We start from the raw sequence: 14,091 nt of genomic DNA, 5'->3' as shown, positions 1-14,091 counted from the left end.
CGCACATTCTTGAAATGTGCGGGCTTTTTGCTTGCATCGACAGGCCGATGCAGAAATTCTGGTAGGCGATACTTGAACCGAAATCAAGTCTCAACCATATGATTATCAAGCCAATTTAAAAGCCATAAAACCAGCCTGCCCCCATCCATGCCCCCAAACCCATTGACGCTCAAGTGGCACGATTGAGTTGCCAGAATTCTAACCTGACAAGCTGAAATTCACATCTCGATGCCCGCCTATTACGAGCTGGCTTTTTTATTGCCCGACAATAATCTTTTTTGTTGACTTAACAATCATTTTTGATGATAATTATTTCATGTTCAACAGACAAAGGAGGTGCGGTGAAGCAAAGCGAGTTCAAACGGTGGCTCGCAGCCCAGGGAGCGACTTTCAAGGAAGGTGCAAACCACACGAAAGTTGAACTGAACGGCAAGAAGTCCACCCTGCCAAGGCACGGCAGCCAAGAGATAGGCGAAGGGCTGAGGCGGAACATTCTCAAGCAATTGGGATTGAAGTAAAAAGGGGAGGCCTCGAAAGGGGCTTCCCACTCGCGCAGAACCGCTCCTCAAACGGCAGTAAAAATTACCCGGTAATTTATGGGCTGCCCATATGGAGGATGTATGTACTACCCTGCAAGGATCGAGCCGGACACAACTGGCTATATGGTTTCCTTCCGTGATATCCCGGAGGCGCTGAGCGCTGGGGAGACGCTGGAGGAAGCCCGTTTCATGGCTGCTGATGCGCTGCTGACTGCCATGGATTTTTATTTCGAGGATAAGCGTCCCGTGCCAATGCCGTCCGGCTTGGCGCAAGGCGAGGAACTGGTGGCGTTGCCTGCATCAGCCTGGGCCAAGGTGCTGCTGCTCAATGCATTTTTAGATCGCCGGATCTCCAAAGCAGACCTGGCCAGGGCCATGGATGTGCGCCCTCAAGAAGTGACTCGCATCCTTGACCTGCAGCACCCTACCAAGATCGATACGATCTCAGATGCACTGGCCGCGCTTGGGAAAACGCTTGTGATATCGGCAAAATGATTGATTGCACTCCAGGCGAAAGCGTGCTCGGATGCAATCTTTGGACGCATCATGGATCGCATCACAGAGCAGGACCGAACCCTAGATAGCCCAGCGCATGCAGCCTGGCTTGCCGCAGCGATGAAATCAGATATGCCGACAACTGATCTGCATGCTGTCTGCGCCGCCAGGCTGCGCTTGCTTGGCGCTGCTGCAATTGCGAATGAGGTATCGGGTGGCCAATTCTCTCCTGAGCTGGTCACAGAAGTGCTGCGCCAGATACGATCAGTTGCCGACCGCCCTTCTCACGTCAACCTATACTGGCCCGCCGAATAATTAGATCAGGAGGCGTCCGTGAGGTTCGGAGAGTGGTTGAAACAAGAGCGTCAACGCCAACACCTCACGGGTGCCGCCCTGGCGCGAAGGACCGGCGTCTCTCAGTCATACATATCAGCACTTGAAACCGGAGCCAGGAGCAGCCCTACGTTGTACGCAGCCACCCGGCTTGCTGATGGCATTGGCATCAAGTTATGGGTCGCGCTACGCGACACCGAAATCATTGAGTAAGATGTAAATCCCCAACTCTGTCGCAACGGAACACCATCAAAATGACCGAAGCTGAAATCCGCAACATCCCTATCGGAGAGGATCTGATTATCGATAATCCAGGGAGCAAAATACACGGTTGGATTGTTCAGTACGCCGGCCTCGCGGACACAATTGGCCGGCAAAAATACAGGGTTTCAAACGACGGCGACATCTATGTGCTTTTCGCTGAAAACCTGCATTTGGCTTAGTGTTCAATCTGGTCGCTTATCCCGCTGTTCTGCCACGGTCATCTCACGCACCGACGCCCGGCACAGATCGAGATCGGCCCTGTCTTAATGTATTGGTATGTATAAATTCGTTTTTAATTTAGAATGGATAGAATCTAATCACACTGGAATAGACATGGGTATTTTTGATTTACTAAAAAACCTTTCAGATGCCATCGGCAGCAACAACCGCAGGGACAACTCCACAGGATTAATTGATTACGGAAAGCAAAAAACTAATGGTGGGCACGATCATAGATATAACACGGGCGACGATAGAACCCCTGCTCAAAAGCAAGGGGATCAAAACAAGAAAAAAAGCTAATTTATTTATCTTATCGCAGCCGTGCCTGGCAGGCCGCCAGTTGCTGCGTCACTCGCCCGATCCCTGCCCTGAGGGCGAAATAATCTGATCGAGCAGCTTGATCAAGTTCGGCGGTGGCTCCATGATCCAGGCTGGCGGTGGTGCCGGCCTCGGACATTCCAGTTGCTCCACTGGCTGGGCAGGTTGCACGGACGCGCAGCCGCTGCCGGCCAGCATCAATATCAGCGCGCAGGCGCTCAATCTCCACTTCTGCATTTCTCAGTTCCTTGTATTGTTCGGCCTCGGCCAGGGCCCATCGCTCCTGCTGTGCGTCCAGCTTGCCCTGTAATTCGTGTTGACGCTGCAGGGCTTCGGCGCTGGCCGCTGACATGGCTTGATCAAATCCAGACTGTTGCTTTGCCAGCGCAGCATCCATGCGCCAGCCCTGGGCTGTCCAGGCGGCACCAGCGGCAAGCAGAGCGACAGCCCCATATCGCAGCCATGCGGGTATCACGACAGATCCGATAGACATATCTGCATCTCCGCGTTGCGCCTGCGCTCCAGGCCTCGCAGCTTTTTGCCGCCCGCATATGACCAGCGCGGCAACTCCCGGCATGCACCCTCGATGTCGCCTGCACGCAGCTTGCGCAGCAGCGTGGACCGCTGGTAAGCCCCTGCTCCCACGTTGTAGACGAAGCTGGCCAAGGCCACCCTGGTGCCGCCCGGCAGCATATCCGCGACGGACGCATCCACGACTGCCAGCGCCTGGCTGACCTCCTGTCGCGTCAACTCGTCGCACTGCGCCGGCGTGGCCACGTCACCTATCTGCACCCCATGCGTATATCCTTCGCAGATTGTCGGAATGCCCACAGGATCGACGTACGCAACCAGCGACCGCCCTTCCCACGTCGCCACCAGCGCGACTGCTGCAGCCATGACGCCGCCCGCCACCTTAGTTTTCAGGTCCATCTTTCCACCTTTTCAATTTTTCCCACTGACGCACCAGGCACGCACGGATACGCGCCACCGCTGCAGCAAAGTCCGGCACCTTGATCGTGATCAGCACGATCACGTAAATCGCCCACAAGATCAGCACGACCTCCTGCAGCGTCCACCCGTAGATGAGCGCTGCAGAACCCGTTGCCAGCGGTGCGTGGATCGCATCGTCCTGCATGATTGATGTCCTTCGGGGCATGGCTGCCTCCAAAAACAAAAAAGCCCCCGAAGGGGCGTAAAAAAACCGGCTCTGGGCCGCATAACCGAGCATTTCAAAAATGCAACAATCGCGAATCCTCCATTGCTGTCGAATTACAAAATGAATTTCTTCGCACGCCGTCAAAACCAGCCCCGTCGCAAGCCTTGCCCAACTCTTGCTGATGCCCTGGACAGATACATGCAGGATGTGTCCAGGCTGAAAAAAGGTGGCGTGCAGGAGGCGTCAATTGCCCGCTGTTGGAAATCAACATTCCTCTCCTGCCGCACTCTTGCCAACATCCGCCACACGGACCTGAAACGCTTGCGAGACGAATGGCTGGAAACACGCAAGCCGGCCACTGTCGTGCGCCGTCTCGCGTTACTCTCCCATCTGTACACTGTCGCCCGCAAAGAATGGGGCTACACAACGCTGGCGAATCCTGCCCAGCTCGTCAGCAGGCCATCTGTCGATGATGCCCGCGACCGCCGATTATTCGAGCGGATCAAGCTCCGTGGCATCCCTGCCGAGCAATGCCCACGCCACGAAATCGAGTGGATCATGCGAGCCACCAGATCTGCAGAATTGCCCACGATCTTGACCTTGGCTGTCGAGACTTGCATGCGAAGATCCGAGATCGTTGGCATCCTGCGCCAGGACGTTGACTTGTTGCATGGCGTCGTACGCCTACGGGACACGAAGAACGGCATGCCAAGAGATGTGCCGCTCACTCCTCTGGCGCGTGAAGCGTTGCGCCAATGGCTCTCAGGCCGCCCCATGCGTGGCCCGATATTCACCATGCGGCCAGGCTCAGTCACGCGGGCTTTCATCCGCGCCCGAGATCGAGCAAGACGACAGTACGAAGTGTTGTGCAAGACCCTCGGGCGCAGGCCGCAGCCCCACTACTTCGCAGATCTTCGGTTTCACGACCTGCGACATGAAGGAACCTCCAGACTGGCAACGGTGTTTGGCTCGCACGAATTGGCAAAAATCACGGGCCATCACGATACCCGCATGCTGCTGCGTTACTACCACCCTCGCGGCTGGGAGCTTGCCCGTAAACTTGCCCGCAGCCCACTTGGCAGGCGGCAATCGGCAGCTATTCAGGCCGGAGCAGCGATGCCAACCGGAATTTCCGGGCGTCCAGCCGCATCGGGGAAATCAGATGAAGCAGGCCAGTCCCGCAGAGCCTGGATGTAGATCAGCAAAGCTGCATATTCTGCGGCGCTCAGCGTCGGCTCGATGCCCTGCTCGACCTCATCCCGATGCCGATCGCGCAGCGGCGTTACGCGTTGGATTTCAGCGTCACGCCACACTCGCTCGGCCGCAGCATCTGCATCTTGTTGCGCCTGCTCATCTAGCACCCATGCCCCGCCGCTCCAATAGTGCAGCACGCTCGGGCGCGGCTGCGTCGTCAGCCAAGCCGGCACATCGCCCAGACCATCATACGTATTCCCATCTGTATCACTGCCGATCACATATTGCTGGCCATCATTGACCAGGTGCAGAGTGTCCCGGCGATGGTCCTCGACAATCTCCCACAGATTGATTTTGTCGCTGCCAAAATCTGGTGACGTGCGAGCGATAGATCCGTGCCGATCCCAGACAGCAACAAATCCAGCATCGCAGCGCGGCGGGGGAGACAACACCGCCCCATAGGGCAGCACGGCAGCATCTTGGGCGTACAGAAACACGCCGCTCTCATCAGTTTGATAAACCTTCATTTTGGTCTCCTGCCCGAAGGGCAATAGGTTAAAGATAATTTGCACTGCAAATGCGCGGGCGCTCGGCAGCAAGCAATTGGACGCACTGCAACAGATGTCCGGCAGATTGAACAGTCGCCCTTCGCAAACAACAGAACACGCAGGTATAGCCGCAGGTGGATCGGGAGTATTCAGCATCACAACGAACACCGAGGGAGCACAAGTCATCAACGGTCTGTCTGTTGCGGCGCCGGCGCAGAAACTTGGCGACTCGTTCACCTTTGACAGTTCCCGAGTAGCCAGAACATCATCTGAAACTCGCGGCACCAACCTCGCTCTTGCCCCACGCTTGCACATCTGATCTGACCGCGCCACTGCAAATGCGCGGGCACTTGGATCTCGTCAGCAAGACGCGCTGCAGAACATCACCGGCCACCTGTATCGATATGCGGCATCATCGATTGCAGGTCCGGAATATGGTGGTGCATTCGTCAGCGCCGGCACACAGTTTTCATCGATCATGATTGGTGCGGAATACCAGAACACACATGGTTTTACGTTCGACGCGTCTCGGGTGGTGCGCACATCAACTGAAACCAGAGGGGCCAACACGTCTATGTGCCCGCGTCTACATATCTGACTGTCCCACTGCAAATGCGAGAACCTTGGCTAGTCGGCAAAATGGTGCAATTGCATCGCATACCCACCTTGACCGGTCTGCATATGCAGACAACCCCAGCATCTTGCCGCCAGGGCAACCGGCATCGTCTACTCGCTACGCAAAGACATACCGCAACGTCAGCCAGAACTTGGTCGATATCGACGGCATCGGGTCGATTTCCGGCCTGCAATCTCTGTCAACTGGTGGTGCAGAGACAAGGCCAAATAACGTGTCACTGGCTCCCCGTCTACACGTGTAGGCGTGGAGCCAGCGCGATATTAATCGGACGTGTCTCTGATCCTCCCTCCGGCGATGTATTGCCAAACAGAGGGGCAGAGGAACCCCAGGTTGCCGAGGCGTGAGTGCTGCCAACGGTCAACTGGTAAGTACCACCCTTAAGCCGATGGCTATGCTCTCTGTACGCATCAGCCTGCTTGCCGCCAATGACTCTCGCATTTGCAGTGTCAGCGTCAGTTCCGGTCATGCGCAAAAATTGATTGCGCAAATCGGGCACACGGAACTGAGTCCCACTCACGTCGCAGGCCTTGTATTCGCCGGCCACCCAAGATGCAGCCGGCACCAAAAGTCCAGACGCTTGGAATCGAGCATAGAGAGCCGGGTATGCAGCTTTGCTGTACACACCTCCCTCGGCAGCAATCTGCCATGGCAACACTCCAGGAGTCCATCCAAATTCGATCTCCCCGACGCGGGGTGACGCATATCCCGTCCATCCGCCGATGGTCATCCACTGCAACAAATCTTGCCTGTCTAACACGTAGACAGCCGACCCAATACGGCTTGTTGGGGCAGATTGAGATACGGGCAAAAACGAATCAGAGAGAGACATCCACATTGATCCAGCAGCGCCCGGTTCAGTCTCATTTGCGTCTACCGACGATACAAAAACACCACCGTTATAAAAAACACGCGCATTCTTGGCCCATCCGCCAACAATCTGTCGCCAAACCGCATAGCCGTATTGTTGGACCTCCCCGAGAGATTCTGTGATTTCTGACAAAATCCCGTTCATTTCCATCCTGCCTACAGGTCGGTAAGCCGGGTTGTCATTGGGCAATTCGTAATCGGGCGTCCAGCCAGCCTGCAGACTGACCTTACCGTCCGGTTGATCAGCAGTCGCCAAAGATTCTTTGTCGCCCGTCGCAGCAAAAGGGGTCTTATAGATTCTGGTAGCCATTTATGCTCCAAAGTTTCCGTTTTCAAAGTTGAGGTGATTGGGCCCAAATCCCCAAGACGGCCTGACCTGAACCTGCCATTTGGCACCGACTGTTGATGGTCTTGGCAGTATGTCTGTGTTCTCAAGCAAGCGTCTGAGCTTGTAATCTGGGGCACTGAGGAAGAAGAACGTGACCCAAGTCATGTCATATGGGTCGACGATGAAAGCAGCCCCAGGTCCGAACACCATTTCGAGTGCAGCGTTGATGTTTGGCACCGTTGGGCGCATAGTCAGTTGAAACCAGCGTAGCTTCAGCAGCTTGCGGGCGGACTCCATGTCAAGCTGAACCTGAGTATCACTGGCTCTGCCGAAATTTCCGTTTTCAAAATTTCGACTGTAGGCCCCAAATCCGAAAACTCCATCAACGCGCCGAGCCTCACCTATTTCCAAAGACACGCCAAGGATTCTCGCCCAAATCGAAAGCCCGAACTCGTTGGCCGTGTCTAGATCAAAGACGTCCCGGTGCCAGCTGCACCAGAAGTCCGAGTGGTGGCCGTCAATCCACGCTTGGTCATGCCGCGCCAGAGCGACGGCACGCGGGGCACCTTCGTACTGCCAGAGAATCGACCGCATAAGGTCGACAGAGAAGTCAAATTGCTGGGTCCCGCTCATGCAATCACCACCTGGATTGAGCTGCGCTGCGTGCGCGCGATCTGATTGGGTGCAATCTCCATCGTGTCTGCCGACCAGGTGCCAGAGCCGAACACCGACAGTTCCACCTTTTTGACGAAGATGGTCGGCTCCTGCTGATTGATGGCGCTGGCGAGTTCGAAAGTCGAAACGTCGCTGCCCACAACGAAACTGACGTCTCCCTCGATGTCGCCGTTGACATAGTTCATGATCAAGTCTGGCACGAGTTGCTGGACGTCTAGTGGGCTGGCACGCACAGTGACCCGAATGAGCAGCACAATATTTTCTGGCCGATCAAATTTGACCTCGTACAGCCGGCCATTTACTGGATCAGGGATTTGGACGCTCACCGCGCCGTTGTAACCGCCACCAACAGTCTTGGTCTCGAAAAGTGCCTGGGCGACTTCCTGATCCGTGCCGCCATCGACACACGCCCAGATGCTGTGCTTGCGCAGAGGTATGCCATCGATCACCTGGTCGACATCGGCATAGTTTTCCAGGTAGTAGCAGGAGCTCACGGCCTCAATGCTGTAGAGCCGTGACACGATCGCTTCGTTGATCGATGTTGTCTGTAATGCAAGAGTCTGCGCACGCCGCCGGCGTAAGAGAACGTCGTTCTCCTCCACTCGGCCTGGAATAGCCGCGTCCGGGTTGGAGATTGTTTCCCATCCCAAGACACTGGACGCGACCGTGTTCAAACCGCCCGGGGGCACGACTATTTCGCCATCCTGAAGCGCGCGCAAATTGCCGGTGGCGACGCCGGCAGAACTCAGAACAACCGTGGAAACCAACTCGAACTGTTCGCCCTGCTCCGTCTCGGCGATTGAACCGGCCGGCACGTTGGTGCCCGGCACCCCTCCCAAGACCGCCCCAACAATCAACGACCTCACGCTGCTGCGGCGCTGGCCGCCGGTCAACGCCACCAGAGAGTCAAGAAATACGCCTCCAGAGAGGCTGGGGTTGATCTGATTGGCCAGCTCGGCATTGTTGCGGGCAATGGCATCCCTCTCTTCTGTGATGCGGGTAATCAAGGCCCCTTGCGGCGTAGCTGGATCAACCGGCATGTTGTCACCGAAAACCGCTCGGAACTCCGCAATAACCTGATCTCGAGTTGATGCCGTATCGGGGATGACCACCCCACGACTGGTGATAAATTCGTAGCTAGCCATTGATGATCACCGTGCCGTATGTGGTTTTCAGGGTCGCGGTATATCGCAAGGTTTCACCCTCCATAGCCGTATCCATGCTTAGGATGGCCGTCACATCCGGGGTTTCTAAGATGCGCCGACGCAACGCAGCTTCGATCTGTGCCAGATTGGGCTGCTTGCTGAACGCCTCTCGCAAAAACGGAATGCCCTGGTTATATGCATGGATCATCTCGTTTCGGGCCGACGCAGCAAAATGCTTAGCCTCTTGGGCCACTGCGTCGATGTCACGAGCCATAGCAAGGTTGCCGTTAGGCAAAGTGACAAAATCATTGTTCTCGTCGGTCATGAACGTAATCAATTTGGGCCTCCAGAGTTGCCGCTACCTGGCTGCACACCGCTATGGTTATGGGTGCTGCCAATGTTCTTGCCGTCGTGGGTGATCGTGCCGCCGGAGAAGGAGACGTTCCCGCCAGCGGTCGTCATATTTCCGCGCAACGCGATATTTCCGACCCACTCGGTTTCTGGAATCTCGATCTTGGCGCGCGGTGCCTTGATCCGAATCTCTCCGGCATGGAGGGATACGCACACACTACCGTCCAAAGACTGAAGCACCAGGGCGTCGGCGTTCTCGCCGTCCACAGACCAATCCTTCATGGTGTCGGGGAAAAACATGGCATCCGAGAAGGAATGGAGACGCTCGGTATTGGGCCAATCCTCCTGCCCCCCACGCTGAAACATCAGGCTCACGTCGCGGTCGTTGGCCTTCAGCCAGCCGAAATCTCCCGGCTTGATCGGGAAACGGATGAAGAACCCGCCGCCGCCGAACCGGAAGACCGGGATGTTCGGAATAGTCCCTCTGGATATCTTTGCCCCCTCTGTTGTGCCAATCATGATCAGAGGCTTGATGACGGCGCGGTTCGTAGCGTCGTCATAGGACACAACCTGCGACGGCAGCATGTCATCAAGATGCTCACGCACAAAAGAGCGGATCCAGGCGCGCAAGACTCCTGACAAGCTCCCGTCATCTGCTGGGTCGATGTTTGGGCTCACACTCGGCTGCATGTCGCTTGGTAGAAAAAAGGATCTTCGTGGCTGGCCACGTCGAACTTGAGTTGATCGATTTTGTAGTCGCCGTTGAGCGACCGATTAAACTTGCTCTCCAGCCTAAGCATGCCGCCCAGCATCGACTCTCCGTCGATCAGGTACAGCACTTCGACTCCTTTTTCTGTGGCCTTGGGGATACCCACCATTCCGCTGTTCATGTTCAGGACCTTGACTCGCCCACGCGTAGCCTTGTCGAAGTCCTGCACAATCAGCCGGGTGTCATCAACGAACGCCCGAACCCCTCCAGCCTGTGCAAGACGAGCCACCTGTCCCAGCGCCCCGCCTGTGTAGGTGTAGTTGGAGATCAGCTTGTCCAGCGCCTGGAAATCCAGCGTCATGCCGATGTCTTTTGCCACCGTCGCCGAGATGGCCGACAGTTTCGAGAGTGCCTGTGCGCTTTTGGATACAACCACACCGTTGGCCGCGTTACCCGTCTTGGACTTCAGTACAATGTCTACGTCAGGCGGGCTGCTGGGCTCAGCGCTAATAATGTCGCCCTGGTAGATGGTGAATAAGCCAGTCGTCACCCGACCAACCTCCACAATCAAACGCTTGGGCGTCCGGTTCTTATTGAACGGGCTCGTTTCAGTCAGGAGAAAATCCCGCGTCTCGCGTCGCAGGCCAGAAATAGTCACGCTGCACTCGTTCTGTGTAGCATTGGCATACTTCGTGCCGCTCGCCCGCAATCGCATTCCGTCGGCAGCGTTGTAATAGTTCATGCGGCCAGAAACCTCTACCCCTATCCTGATGGCTCGAAGATCAATCATTGATTCCGACCTCTTCAGGGGTGAGATACACCAGCGTCTGAGAACTGCCAAACTCCTCCCACCATGGCAGCTCGTCATCCCTGGTAAGGATTGCGAAGTTGCCTTGATGGCTCAGGTATCGATAAGGCAAGATAGGATGGCCGGCAACAATACGCTGCCCCTGCGCTAGCACCACCCCATCACGCGAAACATCGGCCGCCATAGTGCCTCGCGCAGCCTTGATTGATAACGCCCACAAAACGCCGTCTATGGTTACCGTAAACGACTGATTTGGGACCGCCATAAGCGATATAACTTTCACCTGAACACCCCGCTTAAAACGCTACCCTTGCGTTGCGTCCCAGAGTCCGCATCAGATGAGGTCTGCTGACCACGCGCGACCGTACTGGACTGCCCCTTGTTTTCCACCTTGGCTGGAGGCAACGTTCCATACTCCGGCCTGACCTCCAGCCACTCCTGAAAGCGCACTGGCACGCTAACCGCAGCTCCTAGTTCAGCCGTTTCGTCATGAGGCAAATCAAGGATCAGCAGGTTTTCGTAGGAAGCGACTTTTGTCTGCACCGTCACCAGCGTGTTCTGCTGATAAGCCTGCCTCAACGCGTCAAACTGATTTCGGGTGTCGTCATTGAGGAGCAGATCAACCTGCACTTCTGTCAGTTCTCGAACAACATGATCCGACCGTTCGGATCCATCTTCGACTGCAAACTTGGTGGCACGCTTCGACTCTCTCACCGACAACCGCATGGGGTGCGCAGATTGAAAAATAGGCTGCAGCGTATCGGCATCAAGAATCGCAACACTCTGTTGGGTCGACGTTGACAGGCTGTCCTTCAGAGCTATCATCTCGCTACCCCGCTTGCCGATTCGCTTTGTAGATTCTTCAATTGATCGTTCAGTCCGCTGCCGATATCCCTGGAGATTCCTTGCGCATCTGTTGCCTGGGTCTGCACTGTTACCTGCCCCACCTGGACGTTTGTTTCGTTTGTCGTATTACTGGCGTTCGTGATCGAGTTGGATGTAACGTTGTTGAGAGGGTTTGCCGAAGCCTCTCCGACGGACGCCTGGGCTACTCTCATGTTGTCGGCTACGTTAGCCTCCGCACCTGACACGACACTGCGCGTATCGCCATTTGCCTCATTTTCTGCAGCTCGAGCCTCTGCATTGGTGATACCGTTGTTCACATTGGCAGTCGTGAGCCGCACGTCCGCATCGCCACCAAAACCAAGCCACTTTCCAATGCGTCCAATGACGCCAGACACTTTTTCAAAGATGCTGCTGACGTAATCCCATGCGCCAGACACAGTACCCACCACTGACTTAAAGATCGCCACAATTGCAGCGCCCATCTTTGAAAAGACATCGACAATCCCCTGCCCAGCAGCCTTAGAAACTGCCCATCCGACAGACAATGCCGCAATGATGAGATCAAAAGCCGCTTTGACACTAGCAGCCAGGGCCTTGACCACCTCTCCGACGATTGGATATTTTTCTGAAATCTGACCGATCAGAGAATCATTCCCGTCAAGGAAATTCATGATGTCGTCATAAAGCAAGGCAAAGAGCGCAACGACGGCAATGATTGGTGCAGCGACAGCTAAGAACGGTGCAATCAGCGCCCACACCGCTGCAGTGGCCGAGACCACGGCAGGAAGGAACATCGCCGTCAGGATGGTAGTCAAGCCAATGAAAAAACCCTTCACAAATGTGTCGTGCCTATTCATCCACCCAACCACGGCATCAAGCTTTTCAATGAACCAGGTGACCGCCGGTAGAATCCAGTCAACGATTCCGCTGGCTGCAGCGCCTGTGCTTTGACGAAACCTAGCCAGCGTTTCCGAGTAAGCTCGAACGCGCTCCGCAGATTCCTTGGTAACAACACCCTGCTCTTTCTGCACGCGCAGCATGCGCTCAAGTTCTTGCCGCCCCTTCAAGATTAGCTCCACCGAGCGGTTGTCAGTGATGCCAAGCTCTTTGATGCGAAAAACCGCCTCTTGCCGGCTCATGCCTTCAACCGCGCCGGCAAGGTCGTGCATCACATCGATGGCACCCTTGGCCTGCCCCTGGGCGTCCTTAAGGCTGATGCCCAGCCCCTTGAACGTCTTGGCACGGCCAGACTCCATATCCTGTAGAGCCTCACCAATAGACTCGGCCATATCAGTAAGCGTGTCACGGGCCCCTTGGGCGTCGCCGCCCATCCGTTCGATGGCCTTGCCGAACGCATCCACGTCCTCAATCGCCACGCCCAACGCATCGCTGGTGTTGCGAATCTGCTCCACCGTCTGGACGTGGTTGTTGAAAGTTTCCAAGGCTTTGGAGGCGGCGACAGTGGCCAGGATGGCAGCGCCAACCCTGGTGAAGGCCCCTTTGATCTTGTCCTCCATCAGTTTGGCGCGCCCTTCGGCCGTCATCATCGACTTGCCAAATGCGTCCGTTTTCTTCTCGGACTTGTCGATCTCCTTATTCAGCTTGGAATTGTCCGCGTCGATGATGTACGTCAGGGCGTCAAGCAGGGACATGTCACTTCCTTTTTCCGGCTTCCATCGCGCGGATCTCGTTGACCTTGTTGGTCGTGGCGACCTCCCAGAGGTCCATCGCCTCTTCCAGGTCTATTTCTGTTTTGAGCTCGACGAATCGGGCGAGGCCGGAGCTGACAATTGATCCAATAAAGGGGTCAGCATTGGCATAATCGAGTGGAGGCACTTTTCCAGCAGGCAATCGAGGAAACCGCGCTGCCCGCCGAGTCCGAAAAAACCGGTGTTCTCCTCGATCATCTCGACCTCAAGCTTGAGCAACTGGATTCCATCATCGACATGGTTGTCGATCAGGGCTTGGGTTGTAAGCCGCTGCTCCCGGCCATCGATGTCCACCGCCACATAGCTCATGAGTTTCTTCATGACCTCTTCCGAGGTCGCATAATCCCCCAGCTTCGGGATATTCGAGAGCGGGTACTTCGCGATCACTTCTCGCGCAACTGTTGCTGGCAGCCTGGAAATGGTGAAAGCTTTTTCAACACCATCACGATTCTTGATCATGACGATGCGAGGTTTGATCAGGTCGGCCATTTGGCATCCTTATCGAGTACGAGACAGATTCTGGAATGCGAAGGAATAAGACTTCGACTTGATGCGACCAGCAGACGCCGGCGAGTTACCCGGCATGCCGTTGGTCATCTTCCCTTCACTCAGCGTCAAGCTGGCCCCGTCCGGATAGGTTCCAACCAGAGTGATAACGTCACGCGCATGACGCTTATTCTTGGCAGCACGGTTGGCTTCGAAAATCACCCCCAGGTTGTTGTCGTCCTCGCTCCCGGGAATAACATTGATCGTGATGGTGATTGGCGTAGGAGCGCTGAATACCACCAGCTCACCGTTCACGTTCATTGCTGGCGTTGCGATATCGATGGCTGGGATGTCGAACGGGTCTGCATCATCGGCGAACGCGGTGATCGTGAAACCGGACGGAAAAGACTCGCTGGCGACACAGCGAATGGCAACGCCGATGGCGGAAATGTCATGCATGG

General features: G+C 55.8%; 23 protein-coding genes. 7 read left to right on the top strand and 16 right to left on the bottom strand.

From position 1 onward, the window contains the following. Nucleotides 1-302 precede the first annotated feature (302 nt). The 6 genes from DD235_RS02610 to DD235_RS02590 all read left to right on the top strand — a co-directional run bounded on the left by DD235_RS02610 (nucleotide 303) and on the right by DD235_RS02590 (nucleotide 2,153). Entirely contained in the window at nucleotides 303-518 is a 216-nt protein-coding gene (locus DD235_RS02610) for a type II toxin-antitoxin system HicA family toxin (RefSeq protein WP_420810436.1), read from the top strand. 102 nt (nucleotides 519-620) lie between these two features. After that, nucleotides 621-1,034, top strand: a complete 414-nt coding sequence (locus DD235_RS02605; protein WP_109060480.1) for a type II toxin-antitoxin system HicB family antitoxin — start codon at nucleotides 621-623, stop codon at nucleotides 1,032-1,034. A 51-nt stretch (nucleotides 1,035-1,085) separates the two neighbouring features. Continuing rightward, entirely contained in the window at nucleotides 1,086-1,349 is a 264-nt protein-coding gene (locus DD235_RS16690) for a hypothetical protein (RefSeq protein ID WP_146193399.1), read from the top strand. A gap of 18 nt (nucleotides 1,350-1,367) precedes the next feature. After that, nucleotides 1,368-1,580: a helix-turn-helix domain-containing protein gene (locus DD235_RS17235; protein WP_109060479.1), complete on the top strand. Its 213-nt coding sequence runs from the start codon at nucleotides 1,368-1,370 to the stop codon at nucleotides 1,578-1,580. Between the two features lie 41 nt (nucleotides 1,581-1,621). Beyond that, on the top strand, nucleotides 1,622-1,810 hold the full coding sequence (locus tag DD235_RS02595) for a hypothetical protein (protein WP_109060478.1): 189 nt from the start codon (nucleotides 1,622-1,624) through the stop codon (nucleotides 1,808-1,810). A gap of 154 nt (nucleotides 1,811-1,964) precedes the next feature. Beyond that, nucleotides 1,965-2,153, top strand: a complete 189-nt coding sequence (locus tag DD235_RS02590; protein ID WP_109060477.1) for a hypothetical protein — start codon at nucleotides 1,965-1,967, stop codon at nucleotides 2,151-2,153. Nucleotides 2,154-2,163: 10 nt separating this feature from the next. Here DD235_RS02590 and DD235_RS02585 read toward each other — a convergent pair whose 3' ends face one another. From DD235_RS02585 to DD235_RS16945, 4 genes are all read right to left on the bottom strand, one after another. Then, complete coding sequence (locus tag DD235_RS02585) at nucleotides 2,164-2,664, bottom strand: lysis system i-spanin subunit Rz (RefSeq protein ID WP_162300391.1); 501 nt, start codon at nucleotides 2,662-2,664, stop codon at nucleotides 2,164-2,166. Further along, nucleotides 2,643-3,101, bottom strand: a complete 459-nt coding sequence (locus tag DD235_RS02580) for a lysozyme (protein ID WP_109060475.1) — start codon at nucleotides 3,099-3,101, stop codon at nucleotides 2,643-2,645. The genes DD235_RS02585 and DD235_RS02580 overlap by 22 nt, the downstream gene beginning before the upstream one ends. Next, nucleotides 3,085-3,306 carry a hypothetical protein gene (locus tag DD235_RS16685; RefSeq protein ID WP_146193397.1) on the bottom strand — a complete coding sequence of 74 codons (222 nt, stop codon included), beginning with the start codon at nucleotides 3,304-3,306 and terminating at the stop codon, nucleotides 3,085-3,087. Before DD235_RS16685 ends, DD235_RS02580 begins: the two co-directional genes overlap by 17 nt. Before the next feature lie 510 nt (nucleotides 3,307-3,816). Beyond that, the gene (locus DD235_RS16945) at nucleotides 3,817-3,999 is read right to left on the bottom strand and encodes a hypothetical protein (protein WP_239990046.1); all 183 of its coding nucleotides are present in this window, start codon (nucleotides 3,997-3,999) and stop codon (nucleotides 3,817-3,819) included. On the opposite strand from DD235_RS16945, the gene DD235_RS16940 reads away from it, so the two are divergent. Continuing rightward, on the top strand, nucleotides 3,922-4,524 hold the full coding sequence (locus DD235_RS16940; protein WP_239990039.1) for a site-specific integrase: 603 nt from the start codon (nucleotides 3,922-3,924) through the stop codon (nucleotides 4,522-4,524). The genes DD235_RS16945 and DD235_RS16940 overlap by 78 nt on opposite strands. On the opposite strand, the gene DD235_RS16895 is transcribed toward DD235_RS16940, so the two are convergent. The 12 genes from DD235_RS16895 to DD235_RS02515 all read right to left on the bottom strand — a co-directional run bounded on the left by DD235_RS16895 (nucleotide 4,428) and on the right by DD235_RS02515 (nucleotide 14,089). Then, a complete protein-coding gene (locus tag DD235_RS16895; RefSeq protein ID WP_204524176.1) occupies nucleotides 4,428-5,225 on the bottom strand; it encodes a phage tail assembly chaperone in 798 nt (265 codons plus the stop codon). The two genes, DD235_RS16940 and DD235_RS16895, sit on opposite strands and share 97 nt — an antisense overlap. A gap of 710 nt (nucleotides 5,226-5,935) precedes the next feature. Further along, nucleotides 5,936-6,883 carry a hypothetical protein gene (locus DD235_RS02565; protein WP_109060473.1) on the bottom strand — a complete coding sequence of 316 codons (948 nt, stop codon included), beginning with the start codon at nucleotides 6,881-6,883 and terminating at the stop codon, nucleotides 5,936-5,938. Next, nucleotides 6,884-7,534 (bottom strand): DUF2612 domain-containing protein, encoded by a 651-nt coding sequence (locus DD235_RS02560; RefSeq protein ID WP_109060472.1) that lies wholly within the window; start codon nucleotides 7,532-7,534, stop codon nucleotides 6,884-6,886. It lies immediately after the preceding gene. Beyond that, nucleotides 7,531-8,721, bottom strand: coding sequence for a baseplate J/gp47 family protein (locus tag DD235_RS02555; protein ID WP_109060471.1), 1,191 nt, complete (start codon nucleotides 8,719-8,721; stop codon nucleotides 7,531-7,533). The genes DD235_RS02560 and DD235_RS02555 overlap by 4 nt, the downstream gene beginning before the upstream one ends. Continuing rightward, nucleotides 8,714-9,046: a contractile injection system sheath initiator gene (locus tag DD235_RS02550; protein ID WP_239990006.1), complete on the bottom strand. Its 333-nt coding sequence runs from the start codon at nucleotides 9,044-9,046 to the stop codon at nucleotides 8,714-8,716. The genes DD235_RS02555 and DD235_RS02550 overlap by 8 nt, the downstream gene beginning before the upstream one ends. Before the next feature lie 8 nt (nucleotides 9,047-9,054). Continuing rightward, complete coding sequence (locus DD235_RS02545) at nucleotides 9,055-9,702, bottom strand: Gp138 family membrane-puncturing spike protein (RefSeq protein WP_239990005.1); 648 nt, start codon at nucleotides 9,700-9,702, stop codon at nucleotides 9,055-9,057. 44 nt (nucleotides 9,703-9,746) lie between these two features. Beyond that, nucleotides 9,747-10,523 (bottom strand): baseplate hub protein, encoded by a 777-nt coding sequence (locus DD235_RS02540; RefSeq protein ID WP_239990004.1) that lies wholly within the window; start codon nucleotides 10,521-10,523, stop codon nucleotides 9,747-9,749. Between the two features lie 40 nt (nucleotides 10,524-10,563). Further along, a complete protein-coding gene (locus DD235_RS02535; protein ID WP_420810435.1) occupies nucleotides 10,564-10,854 on the bottom strand; it encodes a phage baseplate plug family protein in 291 nt (96 codons plus the stop codon). A 14-nt stretch (nucleotides 10,855-10,868) separates the two neighbouring features. Beyond that, nucleotides 10,869-11,414 (bottom strand): phage baseplate protein, encoded by a 546-nt coding sequence (locus DD235_RS02530; protein WP_239990002.1) that lies wholly within the window; start codon nucleotides 11,412-11,414, stop codon nucleotides 10,869-10,871. Then, the gene (locus DD235_RS02525) at nucleotides 11,411-13,087 is read right to left on the bottom strand and encodes a phage tail tape measure protein (protein WP_109060466.1); all 1,677 of its coding nucleotides are present in this window, start codon (nucleotides 13,085-13,087) and stop codon (nucleotides 11,411-11,413) included. Before DD235_RS02525 ends, DD235_RS02530 begins: the two co-directional genes overlap by 4 nt. 90 nt (nucleotides 13,088-13,177) lie before the next feature. Continuing rightward, nucleotides 13,178-13,633, bottom strand: a complete 456-nt coding sequence (locus DD235_RS02520) for a hypothetical protein (protein ID WP_109060465.1) — start codon at nucleotides 13,631-13,633, stop codon at nucleotides 13,178-13,180. Between the two features lie 9 nt (nucleotides 13,634-13,642). After that, entirely contained in the window at nucleotides 13,643-14,089 is a 447-nt protein-coding gene (locus DD235_RS02515) for a phage tail fiber protein (RefSeq protein WP_109060464.1), read from the bottom strand. Between the last annotated feature and the right edge of the window lie 2 nt (nucleotides 14,090-14,091).

Source organism: Corticimicrobacter populi, from assembly GCF_003123725.1.
GTDB lineage: Bacteria > Pseudomonadota > Gammaproteobacteria > Burkholderiales > Burkholderiaceae_B > Corticimicrobacter > Corticimicrobacter populi.
This window is presented reverse-complemented; position numbering and strand designations above follow the sequence as displayed.

Bases quoted from the DNA above. Each gene is read 5' to 3' on its own strand.
- DD235_RS02610 (WP_420810436.1), top strand. From the start codon at position 303: ATGATAATTATTTCATGTTCAACAGACAAAGGAGGTGCGGTGAAGCAA.
- DD235_RS02605 (WP_109060480.1), top strand. From the start codon at position 621: ATGTACTACCCTGCAAGGATCGAGCCGGACACAACTGGCTATATGGTT.
- DD235_RS16690 (WP_146193399.1), top strand. From the start codon at position 1,086: ATGGATCGCATCACAGAGCAGGACCGAACCCTAGATAGCCCAGCGCAT.
- DD235_RS02595 (WP_109060478.1), top strand. From the start codon at position 1,622: ATGACCGAAGCTGAAATCCGCAACATCCCTATCGGAGAGGATCTGATT.
- DD235_RS02590 (WP_109060477.1), top strand. From the start codon at position 1,965: ATGGGTATTTTTGATTTACTAAAAAACCTTTCAGATGCCATCGGCAGC.
- DD235_RS02585 (WP_162300391.1), bottom strand. From the start codon at position 2,664: ATGTCTATCGGATCTGTCGTGATACCCGCATGGCTGCGATATGGGGCT.
- DD235_RS02580 (WP_109060475.1), bottom strand. From the start codon at position 3,101: ATGGACCTGAAAACTAAGGTGGCGGGCGGCGTCATGGCTGCAGCAGTC.
- DD235_RS16685 (WP_146193397.1), bottom strand. From the start codon at position 3,306: ATGCAGGACGATGCGATCCACGCACCGCTGGCAACGGGTTCTGCAGCG.
- DD235_RS16945 (WP_239990046.1), bottom strand. From the start codon at position 3,999: ATGCAACAAGTCAACGTCCTGGCGCAGGATGCCAACGATCTCGGATCT.
- DD235_RS16895 (WP_204524176.1), bottom strand. From the start codon at position 5,225: ATGCTGAATACTCCCGATCCACCTGCGGCTATACCTGCGTGTTCTGTT.
- DD235_RS02565 (WP_109060473.1), bottom strand. From the start codon at position 6,883: ATGGCTACCAGAATCTATAAGACCCCTTTTGCTGCGACGGGCGACAAA.
- DD235_RS02560 (WP_109060472.1), bottom strand. From the start codon at position 7,534: ATGAGCGGGACCCAGCAATTTGACTTCTCTGTCGACCTTATGCGGTCG.
- DD235_RS02555 (WP_109060471.1), bottom strand. From the start codon at position 8,721: ATGGCTAGCTACGAATTTATCACCAGTCGTGGGGTGGTCATCCCCGAT.
- DD235_RS02550 (WP_239990006.1), bottom strand. From the start codon at position 9,046: ATGACCGACGAGAACAATGATTTTGTCACTTTGCCTAACGGCAACCTT.
- DD235_RS02540 (WP_239990004.1), bottom strand. From the start codon at position 10,523: ATGAACTATTACAACGCTGCCGACGGAATGCGATTGCGGGCGAGCGGC.
- DD235_RS02535 (WP_420810435.1), bottom strand. From the start codon at position 10,854: ATGGCGGTCCCAAATCAGTCGTTTACGGTAACCATAGACGGCGTTTTG.
- DD235_RS02530 (WP_239990002.1), bottom strand. From the start codon at position 11,414: ATGATAGCTCTGAAGGACAGCCTGTCAACGTCGACCCAACAGAGTGTT.
- DD235_RS02525 (WP_109060466.1), bottom strand. From the start codon at position 13,087: ATGTCCCTGCTTGACGCCCTGACGTACATCATCGACGCGGACAATTCC.
- DD235_RS02520 (WP_109060465.1), bottom strand. From the start codon at position 13,633: ATGGCCGACCTGATCAAACCTCGCATCGTCATGATCAAGAATCGTGAT.
- DD235_RS02515 (WP_109060464.1), bottom strand. From the start codon at position 14,089: ATGCATGACATTTCCGCCATCGGCGTTGCCATTCGCTGTGTCGCCAGC.